The organism is Mesorhizobium argentiipisi (SeqCode) (genome assembly GCF_037179585.1).
GTDB lineage: Bacteria > Pseudomonadota > Alphaproteobacteria > Rhizobiales > Rhizobiaceae > Mesorhizobium > Mesorhizobium argentiipisi.
Genome location: NZ_JAPYKO010000012.1, coordinates 106,243 through 125,446, shown reverse-complemented (window position 1 = coordinate 125,446; position 19,204 = coordinate 106,243). Strand labels below are relative to the sequence as shown.

At 63.0% G+C, this 19,204-nt stretch carries 15 protein-coding genes and 1 tRNA gene; 7 read left to right on the top strand and 9 right to left on the bottom strand.

The features are described 5' to 3' along the window. Positions 1–38: 38 nt before the first annotated feature. Positions 39–722 carry a Crp/Fnr family transcriptional regulator gene (locus tag O7A05_RS18215; RefSeq protein WP_224604813.1) on the bottom strand — a complete coding sequence of 228 codons (684 nt, stop codon included), beginning with the start codon at positions 720–722 and terminating at the stop codon, positions 39–41. Between the two features lie 439 nt (positions 723–1,161). Beyond that, positions 1,162–1,560 carry a hypothetical protein gene (locus O7A05_RS18210; protein WP_337094382.1) on the bottom strand — a complete coding sequence of 133 codons (399 nt, stop codon included), beginning with the start codon at positions 1,558–1,560 and terminating at the stop codon, positions 1,162–1,164. On the opposite strand from O7A05_RS18210, the gene O7A05_RS18205 reads away from it, so the two are divergent. The 3 genes from O7A05_RS18205 (at position 1,528) to O7A05_RS18195 (ending at position 6,758) form a co-directional block, all read left to right on the top strand. Beyond that, positions 1,528–4,935, top strand: a complete 3,408-nt coding sequence (locus O7A05_RS18205; protein ID WP_337094381.1) for a S8 family serine peptidase — start codon at positions 1,528–1,530, stop codon at positions 4,933–4,935. The two genes, O7A05_RS18210 and O7A05_RS18205, sit on opposite strands and share 33 nt — an antisense overlap. Positions 4,936–5,077: 142 nt before the next feature. Beyond that, entirely contained in the window at positions 5,078–6,451 is a 1,374-nt protein-coding gene (locus O7A05_RS18200) for an MBL fold metallo-hydrolase (protein ID WP_337094380.1), read from the top strand. A 136-nt stretch (positions 6,452–6,587) separates the two neighbouring features. Further along, positions 6,588–6,758 carry a hypothetical protein gene (locus tag O7A05_RS18195; RefSeq protein ID WP_337094379.1) on the top strand — a complete coding sequence of 57 codons (171 nt, stop codon included), beginning with the start codon at positions 6,588–6,590 and terminating at the stop codon, positions 6,756–6,758. Between the two features lie 197 nt (positions 6,759–6,955). Here O7A05_RS18195 and O7A05_RS18190 read toward each other — a convergent pair. Together O7A05_RS18190 and O7A05_RS18185 are read right to left on the bottom strand one after the other, a co-directional pair. Beyond that, positions 6,956–7,030: transfer RNA gene (locus O7A05_RS18190), tRNA-Val, on the bottom strand. Positions 7,031–7,157: 127 nt separating this feature from the next. Continuing rightward, on the bottom strand, positions 7,158–7,838 hold the full coding sequence (locus tag O7A05_RS18185) for a phosphoglycolate phosphatase (protein ID WP_337094378.1): 681 nt from the start codon (positions 7,836–7,838) through the stop codon (positions 7,158–7,160). A 158-nt stretch (positions 7,839–7,996) separates the two neighbouring features. On the opposite strand from O7A05_RS18185, the gene rpiA reads away from it, so the two are divergent. From rpiA to gor, 3 genes are all read left to right on the top strand, one after another. Further along, positions 7,997–8,692, top strand: a complete 696-nt coding sequence (gene rpiA / locus O7A05_RS18180) for a ribose-5-phosphate isomerase RpiA (protein ID WP_337094377.1) — start codon at positions 7,997–7,999, stop codon at positions 8,690–8,692. 21 nt (positions 8,693–8,713) lie between these two features. Continuing rightward, complete coding sequence (locus O7A05_RS18175) at positions 8,714–9,331, top strand: DUF2059 domain-containing protein (protein ID WP_337094376.1); 618 nt, start codon at positions 8,714–8,716, stop codon at positions 9,329–9,331. Between the two features lie 116 nt (positions 9,332–9,447). After that, positions 9,448–10,836, top strand: a complete 1,389-nt coding sequence (gene gor / locus O7A05_RS18170; protein WP_337094375.1) for a glutathione-disulfide reductase — start codon at positions 9,448–9,450, stop codon at positions 10,834–10,836. Between the two features lie 226 nt (positions 10,837–11,062). Here gor and mgtE read toward each other — a convergent pair whose 3' ends face one another. The 5 genes from mgtE to O7A05_RS18145 all read right to left on the bottom strand — a co-directional run bounded on the left by mgtE (position 11,063) and on the right by O7A05_RS18145 (position 18,150). Beyond that, positions 11,063–12,427, bottom strand: coding sequence for a magnesium transporter (mgtE, locus tag O7A05_RS18165; protein ID WP_337094374.1), 1,365 nt, complete (start codon positions 12,425–12,427; stop codon positions 11,063–11,065). Positions 12,428–12,704: 277 nt separating this feature from the next. Next, positions 12,705–14,594: an ABC transporter ATP-binding protein/permease gene (locus O7A05_RS18160; RefSeq protein WP_337094373.1), complete on the bottom strand. Its 1,890-nt coding sequence runs from the start codon at positions 14,592–14,594 to the stop codon at positions 12,705–12,707. Between the two features lie 357 nt (positions 14,595–14,951). Next, the gene (locus O7A05_RS18155) at positions 14,952–15,449 is read right to left on the bottom strand and encodes a DUF6252 domain-containing protein (RefSeq protein WP_337094372.1); all 498 of its coding nucleotides are present in this window, start codon (positions 15,447–15,449) and stop codon (positions 14,952–14,954) included. Between the two features lie 155 nt (positions 15,450–15,604). Then, positions 15,605–16,288, bottom strand: coding sequence for a DsbA family oxidoreductase (locus O7A05_RS18150; protein ID WP_337094371.1), 684 nt, complete (start codon positions 16,286–16,288; stop codon positions 15,605–15,607). A 41-nt stretch (positions 16,289–16,329) separates the two neighbouring features. Then, positions 16,330–18,150, bottom strand: a complete 1,821-nt coding sequence (locus O7A05_RS18145; protein ID WP_337094370.1) for an extracellular solute-binding protein — start codon at positions 18,148–18,150, stop codon at positions 16,330–16,332. Between the two features lie 295 nt (positions 18,151–18,445). On the opposite strand from O7A05_RS18145, the gene O7A05_RS18140 reads away from it, so the two are divergent. Further along, positions 18,446–19,066 carry an invasion associated locus B family protein gene (locus O7A05_RS18140; RefSeq protein WP_337094369.1) on the top strand — a complete coding sequence of 207 codons (621 nt, stop codon included), beginning with the start codon at positions 18,446–18,448 and terminating at the stop codon, positions 19,064–19,066. Positions 19,067–19,204: the final 138 nt, after the last annotated feature.

Below are 19,204 nucleotides of genomic sequence, written 5' to 3'. Positions count from 1 at the left end.
CAACGGGCCGGTGGAGCGAAAGTCGCCGAGCCTGACGTTCAGTCGTCGTCCTGCGATTCGGCGATGTGGTTCAGGGCGGCGATGTTGGTGATGCGCAACCCGCCGCGCTTGATGGCGATCATCTGGCGGTTGCGCCAATCGTTCAGCGTCTTGTTGACGGATTCGCGCGTCGCGCCGAGGAATTCGCCGAGCTCCGACTGCGAAATCGGAATCCAGCCGGCGCTATCGGCCATGACGCCGCTCAGGAACACCAGCCGCTTTGCCAGCCTAGCCTCGATGCCGAAAAAGGCCTGATCGCCGAGCTCGCCGCTGACCCAGCGCAGCCTTGCGCACAGCAATTCGATCATCGCGCGGGCCAGAGGCGGGTTTTTCTCAATGCGATCAAAGAGTTGTGTCCGGCTCAGCGAAACCAGCTCGCAGGCGGTGAGGCAGATGGCGGTCGCCGTGCGCGGGCGTCCGTCGAGCGCCCCGATCTCGCCGACCAGGCTGCGCGACAGTTCGATATTGGCCACCAGCTTCTGCCCGCCCGGCGAATAGAGCGAAATCTCGACGGTGCCGCTCATTACGCCATAGATGCGGTCGGACGCATCCTCCTGGACGAACAAATGCTGACCGGCGGCATAGCGCTCCAGCTTGCAGCCGCTGAACAGCAAGTCGAACTGGCGCGGGTCGATGCGCGCCAGGCGCGGCAGGTTCCTATCGTCCGCGCCGTTTGTAGCCATGATACGATTCCGCCTCTCGTTAAGCGGAAATTGTAGGATAAGTGCGTGCTCGATCAAAGCGTCGTCTCCTTCTGTGGTGGCTGACCGAATTCGGCAGGCGGCGGACGAGATTCCGATGTCACGCCCGACACGCCGAAATTGGACAAGCCGGCAAACTGTAAGGAGACCGGGCGCACTGGCGGTTGCGGGCCGATCCTTGGGAACGCCGTCCGCGCGCTTGGGTGGGAGGTGCCCATGCGCGCAGACAGCAAATCTGAAAATGGCTAGGTGATCGAAATTTCTTTTCGAGAAACCCGGTGCAGTATCTGCGCGCAGATCCTGTTCGGCGTATGTGAAGGCGATCACAGATATGCATGTCCGGCGGAGCGACTGTCGTTTCTGAAATATGCGGGTTCATGTCTCGGTCGGCTTTGCTTTGAAAGACAGGCTGCATCATTGCCTAGTCGGCAAAGAGATCAATCGAAGCATGGCAGGAACCTTGGCTTGACTGGAGCGGACGGTCGGCGCCATGGTTCGCATTGGGGAGGGGCACGCCATGGCAGCCGTGAAGGGACTCCTTGTCAAGGTTCGTGGCGACGGCGCGGGACTCGCGGTGCGAGGCCGGCCGCTTCGGATTGGCGGGATCGAAGCCGAACCAATCCTTGCTCTCCCGCCTGGTGTCGATAGCGCAGGTCCGGCCGCCGCCGGGGATCGCGGCGCCACCTGGCTGCGGTTGGCCACGGATGCCGCCGATACGGACAATCCCTGGGACCACGCCCACGATCTTCTTGGCCGGACTCCAGCGCTTGCGGCCGCAGGCGGCGAGGTGCTCGCGATCGAGCCCGATATCCAGCAGCAATGGGATTACAGGAACGGCGTCGGCGACCGCGGCATGGCGGCAAGCGCCAGTCCCGTCTGCGCTTTCGACGATCAGGACCCGCAGGGCGGACAGGCGGTGGTCGCCGGGCGCATCGCCTGGAATGCCGCGCCGGACTTCAGCCAGTTCGCGGCGGCGCGCAACAGGGTGGGCGCCAAGCAGGCCAACATCACCATCGCCCATCTCGATACCGGTTTCGATCCGGGCCATCAGACCCTGCCAGTTGGGCTTCTTACACAGAAGCAACGCAACTTCGTCGACGACGGGACCGGTCCGGACAACGCAACCGATCACGCTCCGGCAGGCACGCTCACCAGCAATCGCGGCCATGGCACCGGCACGCTCAGCCTGCTTGCCGGCAACAAGCTCGACGGCTCCTCGCCGCACTGGCCGGGCTTCACCGATTTCGTCGGTGGCGCGCCGCTGGCGAAGATCCTGCCGGTGCGCATCGCCGACTGGGTGGTGCGGCTGACCACCGGCACCATGGTGCAAGGTATCGACTATGCGCGCCAGCAGGGCGCGCAGGTGCTGTCGATGAGCATGGGCGGCCTCGCCTCGCAGGCCCTGGTCGATGCCGTCAACCTTGCCTACGAGCACGGTCTGGTCATGGTCACGGCGGCCGGCAACAATTTCACCATCACGCCGCGCAGCATCGTCTATCCGGCCCGCTACAACCGCGTGCTTGCGGCATGCGGCGTGATGGGCGACGGGCGCGCCTATGCCGGCCTTGCTCTCGGCACCATGCAAGGCAATTACGGGCCGCCTGCCAAGATGAACACGGCGCTCGGCGCCTACACGCCGAACGTGCCCTGGGCCGAAATCGATTGCCGCAAGGTGGTCGACATGGACGGCAACGGCACGTCGGCGGCCACCCCGCAGGTCGCCGCCGCGGCCGCACTCTGGTTGGCCGAGCATTGGGACGTGGTGAAGAATTATCCTCAGCCTTGGATGCGCATCGAGGCGGTACGCAAGGCGTTGTTCGCAAAGGCCTTGAAATCGACTGCCAAGATGAATGCGGCGGAGACGAAGGAGAAGATCGGGCAGGGCGTGTTGCGGGCTCTCGATGCGCTGGACTTCCTGCCGCCGGCGGCGGGGAGCCTGACGAAGCTCGCCCCCGCCACCTACACATGGAGCTGGCTCGACCTTCTGACCGGCGGGAATTCGTTGGCGCCGCTATCGCCGCCGACGCTGCGGCAGCGAAGGATGTTTGCTCTGGAACTGACGCAGATGGCGCAAACCAGCGCGGCAATCGAGCAGACGATCGCCGACCCGGACGGCGATCCGGATCAGGTTTCGGCCGCGGCACGCAACCGCTTCCTCGAAGCGGCGCTGGACCAGGGCAAACCGTCGAAGCCGCTCAAGGCGTTTCTGGAAGGTTTGCTCGGCCGGCCCGGCGTCAGCGCAGCGGTTCCCGCACCGGTCATGGGCCCCGCGCCGGCCATCAGGCGCAAGCCGCGGCCGCTGCCGCCGCCGCAACGGCGCCTGCGCATCTATGCGCTCGATCCGTCGGTCGCCAAGCGGCTGGATTCGGTTTCGGTCTACCAGGCGACGCTTTCGGTGCCGTGGGACGACGAGCCGGCGACGGACAAGCCGCTGCTGCCCGGTCCGATCGGCGAATATCTCGAAGTGGTCGATGTCGACCCCGCATCCGACCGCGTCTATGATCCGGTCGACCTCAACGACAAGGTGCTTCTGGCGCAGGACGGCCTGCCGCCTTCGGAAGGCAATCCGAAATTCCACCAGCAGATGGTCTACGCGGTCGCCATGACCACGATCGGCCATTTCGAGCGCGCGCTTGGCCGGCGGGCATTGTGGGCGCCGCATTACGCCGAGGCTCCCGGCCGCACCGGCGACATGACAGTGAAGGCGCATTATGTGCCGCGCCTGCGCATCTACCCGCATGCGTTGCGCGCCGAGAATGCCTATTACAGCCCGGAAAAGAAGGCGCTGCTGTTCGGCTATTTCCCGGCGACCGGCAATGAAGGCGACGTCACCACGCCCGGAACGACGGTGTTTTCGTGTCTGTCCAGCGATATCGTCGCGCATGAGATGTCGCATGCGCTGCTCGACGGGCTGCATCGCCGCTTCCAGGAAGCATCCAACCCGGATGTCCCCGCCTTCCACGAGGCCTTCGCCGATCTCGTCGCGCTGTTCCAGCATTTTACGCTGAAGGAACTGGTCAGCTTCGAAATCGGCAAGGCGAGGGGCGAATTGTCGGCCGCCTCGCTGCTTTCCGGTATCGCCAAGCAGTTCGGCGAAGGCAGCGTCAGGGCCGGGCCGTTGCGCGAATATGGCGGCGCCGGTATGGCCGACCTCGACTACGACAAGTCCTTCGAGGCGCATGATCGCGGCTCGATCCTGGTCTTCGCGGTCTACCAGGCCTTCCTGGCAATCACCGACCGGCGGACCGACGATCTGATCCAACTTGCCACCGGCGGCTCCGGCATCCTGCCGGCGGGAACCTTGCATCCGAGCCTGGTCGAGCGCCTGACCGACGAGGTCGCCAAGACTGCGAGGCAGATGCTGACCATGTGCATCCGCGCGCTCGATTATTGCCCTTCCGTCGACATCACCTTTGGCGAATATCTGCGCGCCCTGATCACTGCCGACCGCGACGCCTATCCCGACGATCCGCTCCACTATCGCCTGGCCTTCCTGGAATCGTTCCGCAAATGGAAGCTGTTGCCGCGCGACGTTCGCGCCATCTCGGAGGAGACGCTGGCCTGGAGCGCGCCGGAAGATCCATCGCCTGCCTGGCTGAAGGGGCTGCTTAGCAAGATCGATCTCGGCTGGAACCAGAAATTGAAGCGGGCCGAAATCTTCGCGCTCAACGACAAGAACCGCTATGCGCTGTGGAAGGCGATGCACAAGGCCTTCGCCTCCGATCCGGATCTCTACAAGCAGTTCGGCCTGCTGCCCGACCTGCCGCGCTACAATGAGGACGGCACGGTCATGCATGCGCCCAAGAAAGGCGAGACGACCTTCGACATCTACAGCGTGCGCCCGACGCGCCGCGTCGAGCCGGATGGCTCCTTCCGCGTCGAGGTGGTGGCCGTGATCCAGCAGCGCATTCCGATTGCGCTGGACGGCACGGCGATGCCGCAAGGCATGGCCAAGGGCGATGGCTTCTTCTGGTTCCGCGGCGGCGCCACGATCATCATCGACCCGCGCGAGGGGTTCGAGGAGATCCGCTACTCCATCATCAAGAACACCGGCAGCACGGACCGGCAGAAGCGTCAGGCCGGGACGATGGCGGCCAATTATCTGTCGCCGCTGCGAGCGCTCTATTTCGGCGGCGAAGTGTCGGAGCCCTTTGCCTTGCTGCATGCCAGCGACGGAGACGACGACCATGTCTAGAAAGCCGGCGACGCGGACTAGGCCGACAAAAACGGCCGCAGCAATAGTGCCGGCATCGGGCGTTACCGTGCGGCATTATTGCCAAGGGATCGGCGATTGCCATCTGCTTACTTTCAAGAAGGCGGATGGAAAGCCTTTCCGTATGCTCATCGATTGCGGTATCCATGCTTCGATCACCGGCGGCCCGGCGCTGGTCGCCGACATTGTCGCCGACCTCAAGAAAGAGACCAGCGGCAAGATCGACATCCTCGTCGTCACGCACGAACACTGGGATCATGTCTCCGGCTTCCTGACCGCCAAGGACCTTTTCAGGGATTTTGTCGTTGGCGACGTCTGGATGGCGTGGACCGAGAATCCGGCGGATACCGAGGCCGCGGAGCTCGACAAGTTCAAGGGCCAGGCGATCGCCGCGCTGCAAGGCGTGGGTCAGAAGCTCGACGCAATGCAGGGGCTCAGTTCCTACATGGCCGGTGTCCGCGACGGGCTGCAATCGGTGCTCGGCTTCCAGTTCGGCGCGGCCGGTGAGCGGGTGCGCTCGGCCCGCGACGCTGCCGCCGAGCTTTCGCAGAAGCCGTCACCGACCTATTTCGAGCCCGGCGGGCCACCGGTGACGATCGACGCATTGCCCAACCTGCGCGTCTATGTGCTCGGCCCGCCACGCGACAAGGCGGCGCTTCGGCTGGAGGAAAAGGCGAGCGAGATGTTCCCTCTGGCCAGCGGCGGCCCGTTCGCGCGGGCGCTGGCAAGCGGCCTCAAGGTCAACGAGGCGACCGATGCCGATTACGTCGACGAGCTCAGTCCGTTCGAGCGCAATGTCGGCACGCCGCTTTCCGCGGCGCTCACCGGCGACAAGGGCAGCGACCCGGCCATCGACATCGCCGCCTTTGTCCGCAAGCATTATTCCGGACCGGTTTCGGCCGCGGCATTCATGGAAGACCGCGACCAGTCCTGGCGGCGCATCGACGCCGATTGGATGGGGATCGCCGCCGACCTTGCTTTGCAGCTCGACCGCGGCGTGAACAACACCAGCCTGGTGCTTGCCTTCGAGTTCACCGACTCGGGCCGGGTGCTGCTGTTCCCGGGCGACGCCCAGATCGGCAACTGGCTGAGCTGGAAGGATCTGAAATGGCCGGTGGGGCAGGGCACCGTCACATCGGCCGATCTTCTGGCGCGCACCGTCTATCTCAAGGTCGCCCATCACGGCAGCCAGAACGCCACGCCGCAGAAACAGGGTTTCGATCTGCTGACCAGCGCTGACCTGTCGGCCTTCATCCCTACCAACAAGGTCGACGCCTTGAAAGTGCACTGGGGCGAGATGCCCTATGACGGCATCCTGACCGCGCTCGAGGCAAAGACAAAGGGCCGCGTCATCCGCGCCGACGATCCATGGTTGGCCGACAAGAACGAAAAGCCGGCTTATGCCGCGCCGTCCGGTTCGGTCCAGGCGGTGCGCAGCGCGCCGCGCGATCCTGCCCGGGGACCAGGTGGGCTGTGGGTGGAAGTGGACCTCGTCTAGGACCGCCGGAGCGCCGCCGCGCGGCAGGCGCTGATCAGTCCGACCTCAAGGCCGATTGCGAAAAATCGAAAACCGCTCTATGGAGCGAGCGGCTGAATGAGGGCGGCCGGCTCAACACATTGCACAAGGTCGCCCCATGCCCGATGCATTCTCCCGCGTCATCGCCTTTCTTGCCGTGATCACGGCCCTGCTGTTTGCCGGGCTGCATTTCCATCAAGGACACATCATCGCCACCCTCTATTTCATGACCGGCGCCGTTCTGGTGACGGCCGTGACGCGTATGAATGTGAGGCGGGGGCTGATTTAGGCGACGACGGCATTCGTGCCCGCCAGCAAGTTGATCAAGGCGCCATTATGCGGGGAGAACCTCGCAACGTTGCATTCATCAGGTCCAGACTCTGCACCAGGCCGAGGTCAAAAATCGCTGCGCGACAGTTACGCGCCGATGGCAGTTTTCGGAATTTGTTTGGAAGCTAAGTCATCTAACCATTTCGGGAGGTTAGATGGTGGGCGATGCAGGGATTGAACCTGCGACCCCACCCGTGTGAAGGGTGTGCTCTCCCGCTGAGCTAATCGCCCGCCTTAGGCCCGAAGGCCGAAGCGAGCCGCGATATAAGGTAGGCGAGCGCGCGAAGTCAAGGCGATGTGCCAAGCTTATCGCGCGGACCGGTTTCCGGTTTCTCGACCGTCTCGATCCGAGTTCCGCTCAGCGCGCCGCTGCGATCAACCGTTCCGCCAATTCAGGCGTCAGCGTGTCGAAATGCGAGATCACCAGGGTCGGTTCGAATTCGCGCACATGCCGATCGGTATAGCCGAAATCGACCGCGACCACGGGAATGCCGGCCGCCTTGGCGGTGTCGATGTCGGTTTGCGAATCGCCGACCATCACGGCGTTGTGCGGATCGCCGCCGGCGAGCCTGATCGTCTCGGTGAGATGGCGCGGGTCGGGCTTGCGGAAAGCGAAAGTGTCCTGGCCGCAGATCGCGGCAAAATAGTTCGACATGCCAAGCGCGCCGATCAGCGTCGCGGAATTCGCTTCATATTTGTTGGTGCAAACCGCCATCAGATAACCCGCGGCCTGAAAACGATCGAGCGCAGCGATGACGCCGGGGTAGGGGCGGGACTTGCCGGGAATGTTCAGCGTATAATGGTCGAGGAACAGCTTTAGCAGCCGGTCGTGCTCCTCCGCCACCAGTGCCTTGTTCTGCGCGGCATGCGCGCGTTCGATCATGACGCGGCCGCCATGGCCCACGAAGCGCCTGAAGCCGGCTTCATCGACAGCGGCAAGATCGTTTGCCGCCAGGCTGTGGTTGAGGCTGTCGAGCAGGTCGGGCGCGGTGTCGATCAGCGTTCCATCCAGGTCGAAGACGATGATCGGGCGAGTCATGGGCGGTCCTGCGGCAATTGAGTTGCCGCAGCCGATACAGGCTGGGCCGGGTTCAAGCAAGAAGCCTCGATCGGTCCACAGAGGCTTTAACGGGAGCCTTTGACGGGGCAGGCAAAAATGCTAGGAGGCGCGCGAAACCGGCGAAATCGGGGCTCCCCATGGATGCAAGGCAGTTGAAGGTCGAAGCCGCGCGGGCCGCGCTCGCCCATGTCGGCAGCGGCATGCGGCTCGGCATCGGCACCGGCACCACGGCGGAAGAATTCGTGCGGCTGCTGGCCGAGAAGGTTGCGACCGGCCTCAAGGTCATCGGCGTGCCGACTTCCGAGCGCACCGCGGCGCTCTGCCGCGAGCTCGGCGTGCCGCTGTCTACACTGGAAGACACGCCGGAACTCGACCTTACCGTCGACGGCGCCGACGAGGTCGACCTGGACCTGACCTTGATCAAGGGCGGCGGCGGCGCGCTGCTGCGTGAGAAGATCGTCGCGGCGGCGTCCGATCGCATGATCGTCATTGCCGACAAGTCCAAGCTGGTCGAGACCCTCGGCCGGTTCCCACTGCCGATCGAGGTCAACCAGTTCGGCCTTCGCGCCACCGAGATCGCGATTCGAGCCGCCGCGGCAAAGCTCGGCCTTTCCGGCCCGGTTACATTGAGGATGACGGGGGGCCAGCCATTTGTTACAGACGGCGGCCACTTTATCCTCGATGCATCTTTTGGCCGCATTCCGGATACAAGAGCGCTTTCGAATGCTCTCTTCGCCGTTCCAGGCGTTGTCGAGCACGGTCTATTCATCGGGCTGGCGTCAACGGCCATCATCGCCGGCGGCGACGGTATCGAAACCGTCCATGCAGCCTGAAACCAGGGAGTTCTACCGACTATGATGTTGTCTAAACGAGTTCGCCGCCTTTCGACGCTTCTGGCGGCCTCGGCCGTTCTTGCGCTGTCCTCGCCGGTGTTTGCGCAGGATGTCAGCGAATCGCACCTTAAGGCCGCCCGTGCGGCGGTCGCGGCGATCCACGCCACGGACTCGTTCGACAACATCCTGCCGCAGGCGGCAGCGGCACTGGAGTCACAGCTCATCCAGAAGAACCCGGACATGCAGGAGCTGATCGGCAAGACAGTGACCGAGAAGGCGCTCGGCATGGCCTCGCGGCGCGCCGACCTCGAAAAGGAGGCGGCCATGGCCTATGCCAAGGTTTTCTCCGAGAAAGACCTCAACGACATCGCCGCCTTCTACAGCTCGGAAGCCGGCAAGAAGCTGCTGGATAGCGGCCCCGCGGTGACACGTGACCTCGTGAAGGCCGCCGACATCTGGCAAAACGGCGTAGCGCGCGACCTCGCCCAGCAGGTTGGCGAGACGCTCGCGGCCGCGGCCAAGGCGGCGGCGCCGGCAGCACCGGCTCCGGCCGCCACGGCGCCCGCCGACAATTCCGCTCCGGCGGACAATTTGGCGCCCGCCGACAATTCGGCCCCTGCGGACGACTCGCAGAACTGAGCCGCATTACAGGCCCACGGCACTGGACCACAAAGCCCGGGTTCCCCGGGCTTTTCTTTTGCCGCTTGGCAGCCTACCTGTGACCCCCGACTTTCTCATCCGCAGGAGCCCAAGCGATGGCCGCTTATGACTATGATCTGTTCGTCATCGGCGGCGGCTCAGGCGGGGTGAGGGCGGCCCGGGTGGCGGCGGCCCTCGGCAAGCGGGTCGCCATCGCCGAGGAGTACCGGTTCGGCGGCACTTGCGTCATCCGCGGCTGCGTGCCGAAGAAGCTCTACGTCTATGCTTCGCAGTTTCCTGAACATTTCGCCGACGCCGCCGGCTATGGCTGGACCGTGGCCGAGGCGAGCTTCAACTGGCCGACGCTGGTCGCCAACAAGGACAAGGAGATCGCCCGGCTCGAGGCGATCTATAAGAGGAATGTCGAAGGCGCCGGCGGCGAGACCTTTCATTCACGCGCAGTGCTCGTCGACGCCCACAGCATCTATCTGGTTGCCGAGGACCGCACGGTCAGCGCCGACCATATCCTGATCGCCACCGGTGGCCGTCCGGCGCCGCATCCGGCGCTGCCCGGCCATGAATATTGCATCTTCTCCAACGACACCTTCGATCTCAAGGAACTGCCGAAGGCGATCATGATCGAGGGCGGCGGCTACATCGCCGTGGAATTCGCCAACATTTTCCACGGCCTCGGCGTCGACACTACGCTGGTCTATCGTGGCCAGGAGATCCTCAGCCGCTTCGACATGGATCTGCGCCGCTCGCTGCATGAGACGATGGAGAAAAAGGGGATCAAGATCCTCTGCCCCGCGGTTTCGGAACGGGTGCGCAAGACCCCAGCGGGGAGGCTGGATGTGTTGCTGTCTTCCGGCCAAACACTGACGGTCGACCAGGTGATGCTGGCGATCGGGCGTATTCCCAACACCGAAAATATGGGCCTGGAAGGCATCGGCATCGAACTCGGCAAGACGGGCGCAATCGTCGTCGACCGATATTCACGCACCAATGTCGACAACATCTGGGCGATCGGCGACGTCACCCATCGCGTGCAGCTGACGCCGGTCGCCATCCACGAGGCGATGTGCTTCATCGAGACCGCCTTCAAGGACAATCCAACCGCGCCGGACCACGACACCATTCCGACGGCGGTTTTTTCGCAGCCGGAGATCGGCACCGTCGGCCTGTCGGAAGACGACGCAGTCAAGCGCTTCCCCGACGTCGAGATCTATCGCGCGTCATTCCGCCCGATGCGGCACACGCTGTCCGGCCGCGACGAGAAGATGCTGATGAAGCTGGTGGTCGACGGAGCGTCCAGGAAGGTGATCGGCGCCCACATTCTGGGCCCGGATGCCGGCGAGATGGCGCAGCTTCTCGGTATCCCGCTGAAGGCTGGCCTCACCAAGGAGGACTTCGACCGCACCATGGCCGTGCATCCGACCGCGGCCGAGGAGCTGGTGACGATGTACAAGCCGACCTATCGCGTGAAGAACGGCGAACGGGTCTGACATTCAGCTGGTCTGCAATTCGACGGGCGCTTTCCCGGGCTCGCTGCGCGACGCGGTCTATGGTCGGCAAGCCCGATGATGAGACAAGCCGCCGCCGGCAATGCCGGCGGCGATAAGTCCCAAGCCTAGAGTATGATCCCGAAACGTGGGAACCGGTTTTCGGAGAAGATCATGCTCCAACAAACAGTTAGATCAGGATAGCAATTCAACGAAACGTCATCCTGATCTAAAGAAGCGTGCCGCGCAGGATCACCAGCGCCACCGAGAAGTAGATCACCAGCCCGGTGACATCGACCAGCGTGGCGACGAACGGCGCCGAGGCGCTTGCGGGGTCGAAGCCGATGCGCTTCAGCGCGAAGGGCAGCATCGATCCGGACAGCGAGCCGAAGGTGACAATGCCGACCAGCGCCGCGCCCACCGTCGCCGCGATCAGCATCCAGTGCGGACCGTAGTCGTAGAAGCCGAAATGTTGCCAGAGCGCGATGCGGCAGATGCCGACGATGCCGAGGATCGAGCCGAGCACCACCCCGGTCGGCAACTCGCGAAGCGCCACCCGCCACCAGTCGCGCAGCCCGATCTCGCGCAGCGCCAGCGCGCGGATGACGAGCGACGTCGCCTGCGAGCCGGAATTGCCGCCGGAGCTCATGATCAGCGGGACGAACAGCGTCAGCACGATCGCCTTCTCCAGCTCACCCTCGTAGCTCTGCATGGCGTTTGCCGTCAGCATTTCGCTGAGGAACAGCGCGCAGAGCCAGCCTGCGCGCTTCTGGATCATGGCGAGGAAACCCATCTTCATATAAGGCTCGTCCAGCGCCTCCATGCCGCCGAAACGATGCACGTCCTCGGTCGTCTCCTCGATCATCGTGTCGATGATGTCGTCGACGGTGACGATGCCGAGGATCCTGCCGTGGTCGACGACAGGCAAGGCCAGCAGGTCGTATTTGGAGATGGTCTGCGCCAGGGTCTCGCGATCGGTGAGCGGCGTCACCGTCACCGGCATGCGGTCGGGTGCCACCGACAGGATCGAATCCTCCGGGTTGCCGGTGATCAGCCGGCGCAATCCGGTCGCCCGCAGCAGGAGATGCGTGTCCGGATCGACGATGTAGATGGCGTAGATGGTTTCGCGCGTGCGCTCGACCTTACGGATGTAGTCGAGCGTGCGGCCGACGGTCCAGTCCGAAGGCACGCTGACGAATTCCGTCGTCATAATCGAGGCGGCGCTGCCTTCCGGGTATCCCAGGATGGACAGCAGCGTCGCCCGCAGCGGCGGCGCCAAGGCGCCGAGCAGCTCCGAGCGGGCCGGTTCGTCCAGCTCGCGCAGGATGTCGGCGGCGCGGTCGACCGACATGGCGGTCAGGAGCTTGCTCGCCTTCGGGCGTGGCAGGGCCTCGGCAAGCTCGGGTGCTGCTTCGAGCTCGGGCTGGTCGAAAATCTCCACCAGCCGCTCGAACGGCACTGCGCAGAGAAGCTCGATCGCTGTCTCGCGGGGCTCGTGGTTGAGAGCTTCGACGACGTCTGCGACGTGATCGTTGGCAAGAACACGGGCTATGGCGACGGCTTCGTCGTCCAATACGGGTGCGAATTCGTTCATGGCTCACTCCATGCCGTCCGGCAGGACGTGAGCCGTCAGGTCACGTCAGGGCGGACGGCGGTTGCGTTCGACTGTGACTGTCGCCAGGCATGGCGGGTTGACCTTTCTGCTCGCGAGGTTCGAGTTTGAATTTGGCAAGCGGGCGCAACATAGGAGGGGTTTTTGCCGAGTCAATCGCGAAGGGCGCTGAAAGTGGATGCGAGCAGGCCGGATCGCGAGACTGTGATCGACGAGAGTCCAGGCCGTGCGACGGTCGCCGGTCAAAGGCTTGGTATGGCTATTTCTGCTTCAGCCGGCGGAAGCGCAACCACTTGTCCTCGACCGGCCGGGACTGGGTGAGAATGGTGGTGAGCTCGCGCGGCAGGCTGGGAGCAAGCGGCTTCTTGGTGGCCACGCCGTCGGCGATCGAAACCACGCTGTGATAGAACTCCTCGCCGGACAGCGAGCGCGGCGCCACCGCCTCATGCATGACGCTGATGACGGTGACGTTCGGGCAATTGTCCTTGATCGCCTGGTGGAAGGCTATCTTGCCTTCAGGGTCGAGCGCACCGGTCGCCTCGTCGAGGAACAGAAGTCCCGGCTGCTGCAGGATGATGCGCGCGACCACCAGCTTCTGCTTCTGGCCGCCCGAAAGCACCTGGTCCCAGATCTTGCCCTCGCGGCTTTCATCGGCCAGGTGGCCGATGAAGTCGCCGAGACCGGCCTTGTGCAGGGCGGCCGCAACCTGCGTGTCGCCATGATCGCTCTCTGAACCCGGCAGGCAGACGAGCTGCTTCAGCGAGACCTGCTGCAGCTTGACTTCTTGAGCGGCGTAGAAGCTCGTCACGCCCTCCGGGAAGACGATCGTGCCGCGACCGTAGGGCCACAGGCCGTTGATCGCTTTGATCAGCGAAGTCTTGCCGCAGCCGGACTCGCCCTTGAGGAAGGTCCATTCGCCGCGGCGGAAGCGCAGATTGGCGGCACTGAGGAAGGGCGTCGCATCTTCGCCCTGATGCGCCAGTTCGAGCTTCTGGATGGTGAGGCCGAAGACCGGATTCTGGCTGGCGTAGCTGAAGTCGGAGCGGCCGGTCTGCTGATAGAATTCGCGCGGGTGCTGGACGTTTTCGATGGCGTCGGCGAGTTCGGTCACGCGCTGGCTGTTGGCCCTGAGCGTCGCAATCGCCGGCATCACATGGATGAACCACGAGCACTGGCTGATCAACTGGGCGACCATTTCAGAGCCGGTGATGTAGCCCTTGTAGTCGAGACGATTATGGATGAACGACACGAGGCCCGGGGCGTAAGCAACGATACGGGCGCCGACGAAATTGTAGATCAGCTCGAACGACGTGTAGCTTGTGTTGACGATATTGAGCCGCCCCCACGTCTTGTCGATGTCGACATAGAGCCTGTCATGCATCGACTTCTGCACGCCTTCGCCATGCGAGGCGGCGACGTGGAAGCTGCGGCGCAGGAATGTCGTCAGCTCGCTGCGGTAGCTGCCCTCGGCCTGCTGCATGCGCACATTGAGCCGCTCAAGCAATCGCCCGAGCTTGATGGCGATCCACGTATTCAGCGGCACGTAGGTGGCGACGGCAAGGAAAGCCAGCACCGCCGTGCCATAGCTGCCCAGGAACTCCAGGCCTTTAACTTCGACCGAGGATCCAATCAGGTTTTCGCCGATAAAATAAAGCGAAGTCGTCACACCCAACACGCCCATGGCAAGCCCGATGGCGCCGCCGGTCATGTCCTTGATCGATTCCTGGATGCGCTGATCGATGTTGTCCGGAGCGACGATGCCGCCCGCCACCGAGCCGTGCTGCGCATGGAAATGGGTATGGTTGCCGTCGAGCAAGGCCTGGTTGAACTGGTTGTTCAGCCAGCCTCGCCATTTGCGGTGCAAAGTCGTCGAAACGAGATTGCGCACCCCGGTAAGGCCGGCATCCTTCAGCACCACCAGCAGCACCAATATGCCGGCATTGGTCAGAATGGTCTGCAAGGGGTGAGTGTTGGCAGCGTCGTGCAAGAAGGCGATCGAATTGCCCAGCTCGCCCAGCGCCACGGCAAACCAGACGCCAGCCTTGCTGGACAGCGCCGTCAGCAGCGCGATGACGATGGTGAGGGTCCAGGCTTCCTTCCACCGGTCGGAAAACCAGTAGGCTCGCATCAGCCCCCAGAATGTACGCATCGACGATACCGGCGTCAGGGGCGAGGTTTTTGCCTCGCTGGATATTGGCTCCGGTATTGTACGTCGCGGTCTACCGACCCGAATCACGATCCCGCCCAAACCTGTCTTAGTTTTGTTACATAGGGTAACACCAATTGATCATTTTCCATTAATTTTCTGGCGGAGAATGTGAACAAGGTTACCCGCCGTGGCGCGCGGGCAACAGGAGGCTGCTGCCGGGAGTTCATTCATCGCTCAGATTTTGGGTTTTATTCCACGGCGTTAAGGGCAATTAAGCCAGCCGACGGAACGCTTCCCTAAGGGAAGCAAAAAACACGGGTTTGTGAACAAAAAAGAGGCGCCGCTCAGCCGAAATGGCTACTGCGCGGCGACCAGAATGCCCGAAAATTTGCCGTCCGTGAGCCCTTCAGGCTTGCCGGATTCGTCTTTTCCCAAGGCACTGAAATGACCGGAAATGGTCTTTGCGGCTGCGTCGTATTTGTCGATGACGATCTCGCCGCTGGCAAAACGGACAAGGCCGACCATGGCGCCGGAATCAAGCATATTGAAATTGGCGCTGTTCGCGGCGGACCCGGTCTTGAGCTTATAGCTGCCGGCAAGGTCGTTCGGATCCTTGAGCACCAGCATCGAATTGAAGGTCTTGGTCGGCGAGCCCTGCTCGGTTCCCGACAAGTTCAGCATCGGCTTGCCGCCCATCTGCATCGTCTGGGCCATGGTGAAAGACGCTGTCCAGGGTTTGCCTTCAAAAGTCGCCGACATGACGGCTTCCTCGGCCGACACGCGCTGCAATGTCAGCGAAAGCCCGAGAGCGAAAGGCAAGCACAGCAGCAACAATGCGCGACGCCTGACCGTCATTCGGTGCCCCTCAAATCAGTTAAACCCTGCCGGGTTTTAGCTCAGCGCCGTCTTCAGGGCGATTCACCAGATCGTGTGGCGAGCCGACTGTCAGGTAGGAGCAATCCAGGAACGGTGCGCGACGGCTTCCGCCCGGAATTGCGTAGAAGGAAGGCTCAGCCTGCGGTGGTTTCCAATTCGCCGCGCGCCTTGGCCTGGGCCACCTGGCGGATCGCGTCGGCAAGCGTATCGGCATCTTGCGCGCCCATTACCGCGTATTTGCCTTCGAGCAGGAAGCAGGGCACGCCGGTGATGCCCATGCGCGAAGCGGTGGCGATCTCGTTGCGGACGGCCTCGACGTCAGCATCGGTCGGCAGCAGCGTCTCGACCACGGATGCATCCATGCCGGCCTCGCCGGCGGCCTTCACCAGCACGGCATGGTCACCGATATTGGCGCCTTCCTCGAAATTCAGCCGGAAGAGGCGGCGCACCAGCCGGTTCTGCACGTCCTCGCCGGCAGCGCCCGCCCAGCGGATGACGCGATGAGCGTCCAACGTGTTGGCGGCGACCTTGATGGCGCCAAATGCAAAATGGATGCCCTCGGCTTCGCCGAGCGGCTCGATGCGCGCGTGAATCTGCTGAATGCGTTCCTCGCTGCCGAACTTGCCGAGGATGTATTGGCGGCGGTCCATGCCTCCCTGCGGAATGGTCGGATCGAGCTGGAATGGCCGCCAGCGGACCTGCACGTCGATGCCGCTTGCAGCAGCAATGGCCTTATCCAAACGCTTCTGGCCGATGAAGCACCAGGGACAGACGACATCGGACACCACGTCGACGGTGATGGAGTTCTCGGCGCTCATGCTCGTCTCCTGTTCGGTCCCGATGGGCTGGGCTTCTTGCGTCAGTTTGGCTTTCGCCACCAGGTCGGCAGCTGATAGCCGAATATGGGGGTCTTTTGCGGATGTTCCAGATAACTCCAGTAAGCGAGCCATTGCTGCGTGTTGTATTGCATCGGCACCATGTAGTTGCCTGAAATAAGCAGCCGGTCGAGGACACGCACCGCCGCGACATAGTCCTCCTTGGTGCGGGCATTCAGCATCGCGTCGATCGCGGCGTCGATCGCCGGATCGGCAACACCGGCGAGATTGAACGATCCTTCCGTTTTCGCGGCGACCGAGCCCCAGCGGCCGACCTGCTCGCTGCCCGGCGACAGTGAATTGCTGAAGCCGCTTGTCCCGATTAGAACCTCGAAGTCGAAACGCTGCTTGCGCGACTGGATCTGGTCGCCGTCGAGCGTGCGTATACCGACGTCGATGCCGATCTTTTCCAGCGTGCGCTGGTAGATGGCCGCCAGCCGCTCTTCATCCTGCGAGGAGGTCAGGATCTCGAAGCCGAAAGGGTTTCCCTGCGGGTCGAGCATCTTGCCGTCCCTCACCTGAAAGCCCGCGCTCCTCAGCAACTCGAAGGCGGCTTTGAGCACCTTGCGATCCTGGCCCGAACCATCGGTCACGGGTGGACGCCAAGTGCCGTCCATCACGTCGGGCGGCACGCGGCCAGGATAGGGCCTAAGCAGCGCCTTTTCACGATCGTCGGCTGGGTGGCCGAGCGCGGACAATTCGGAATTCTGCCAATAGCTCATGGTGCGGTTGAACTTGCCGCCGAACAGATTCTTGTTCGTCCATTCGAAGTCGTAGAGCATGCCGAGCGCGCGGCGGACCACGGGATCAGCGAATTTGGGCAGCCGGGTGTTGAACAGGAAGCCGGTCACCACAGGGGGAATGCCGGTGTTGAAATATTCTTCCTTCACATCGCCTCTTCGGAAGGCCGGAAAATCAATGTCGCGCTTGCGCTTGACCGGATCGGTCTCGTCGTCGAGGGCGCAGATGCCTTTCTTGAACGCTTCCGTCTTGGCGTTGGCGTTAAGAAAATACTCGATGGTGACCTGGTCGAAATTGTCGAAGCCGCGCTTGGACGGGAGGTCCTTGCCCCAGTAATCCGGATTCCGCTTGAAGACGATACGCTGCCCTGGCAGCACCTTGTCCACGGTGTAGGGGCCGCTGCCGATAAGCGGCTTCAGCGTCGTCTTGTCGAAGGTCTCTTTGTCGAAGGCATGTTTGGGGATGATCGGCGTCAGCGCGACGATCAGCGGAAATTCGCGATTGGCCTTGTCGTTGAAGGTGAACTTGACGCTGTGCTCGCCCGTCTTCTCCAGCTTGGCGATCATGCTCATGCGATCGCTGTAGGGCGGGCGACCCTTGTCGGTGAAGACATCGTAGGTGAACAGCACGTCTTCCGGCGTCACCGGCTGGCCATCCGACCATTTGGCATTGGGATTCAAATGGAACTCGATGCTCTTGCGCTCCGGATCCATATCGGCGCTGTCGGCGATCAAGCCGTAGAGGCTGAAGGGCTCGTTATAATTGCGCTGCATCAGCGGCTCGAAGACGAGGTTGCCGTAGACCGTGTCGATCATGCCGCGCGCGGTGGTGCGCAGACTCTTCAGGATGAAGGGGTTGAGATTGTCGAAGGAGCCGACGACGCAATAGGTGACGCTTCCGCCTTTCGGCGCGTCCGGATTGACGTAGTCGAAATGCTGGTAGTCGGGCGGCAGCGCTGGCTCGCCCTGCATGGCAATACCGTGCTTCGGCTCCGACTGTGCCGGAAGGAGCGAAAGAACCAGAAACGAGGTCGCGGCGATCAGCCGAACGAGAACGCGGTCCATGACCGTCTCCTTGCCGGGCGGCTTTGTGATTCGCCATGCACCGTAGAGCATTTCGCCATCCGATTGAATCGGCGCGCCAACGGGAATAGGGCTCAGCCGCTCCGCCGCCAATCGACGCCCCGCCCTGGCACACGAAACCGCGAAGAAATCGCGGAAACCGGGCTGGATTCGGCGCCCCTGGCAGTGTAACACGCGCTCCGAAGTCATCCTGTTGCCTCATTTGGGCAACAGGTAGCTGGACCACACGGCACGAAGAAGCCGGTCCCCGGGATCATTTGAGAGGAAAGTGCACCATATGACGATCAACGCGTACCGCCTTTCGGTGCTGGCCGCAGGCGTGGTCGGCGTTCTGGGCGCCGGGCTTTTCACCGCCTCGGCCCAACAGCAGCCGCAGATCCCGCAGGGCTGGTTCAAGGCCTGCACCAAGCAGGAAGACGTCGACATCTGCAATGTGCAGAACATCGTCACTGCCGGCAACGGCCAGCTCGTCACCGGCGTCAGCCTGATCGAGCTCAAGGGCAAGGTGAACCGCAAGGTCTTCCAGGTCACGGTGCCGACCGGGCGCCTCATTCCTCCTGGCATCGGTCTGCAGATCGATGCCGGCAAGGCGCAGAAGCTCGACTACGTCATCTGCTTCCCGGATCGCTGCGTGGCCGAAGTGCCGCTGACCGACCAGCTCGTCGCGTCATTCAAGAAGGGCCAGGCGATCTCGCTCACTTCGATCAATTTCCAGAACCAGCCGAACCCGATCAAGGTCGCGCTGACCGGCTTCAGCGGCGCCTACGACGGCCCGCCGCTGCAGCAGTCAGACATCGAGGACCGGCAGAAGAAGCTGCAGGACTTCGTCGCCAAGAACAACCAGGACTTCGCCAAGAAGCTCAAGGACGAGCAGGACAAGGCCAAGACCGCAAACTGATCGCGCAAGCGCGTTTTTCGGAACAACAAAAGCGGGGCAAATGCTCCGCTTTTTTGTTGTCGACGCGTTGCGCTCCTTGGAGCAATTCCAGGAAAAGTGTGAGCGGTTTTCCGTCCGGAATTGCGTAAAAACAAGGAG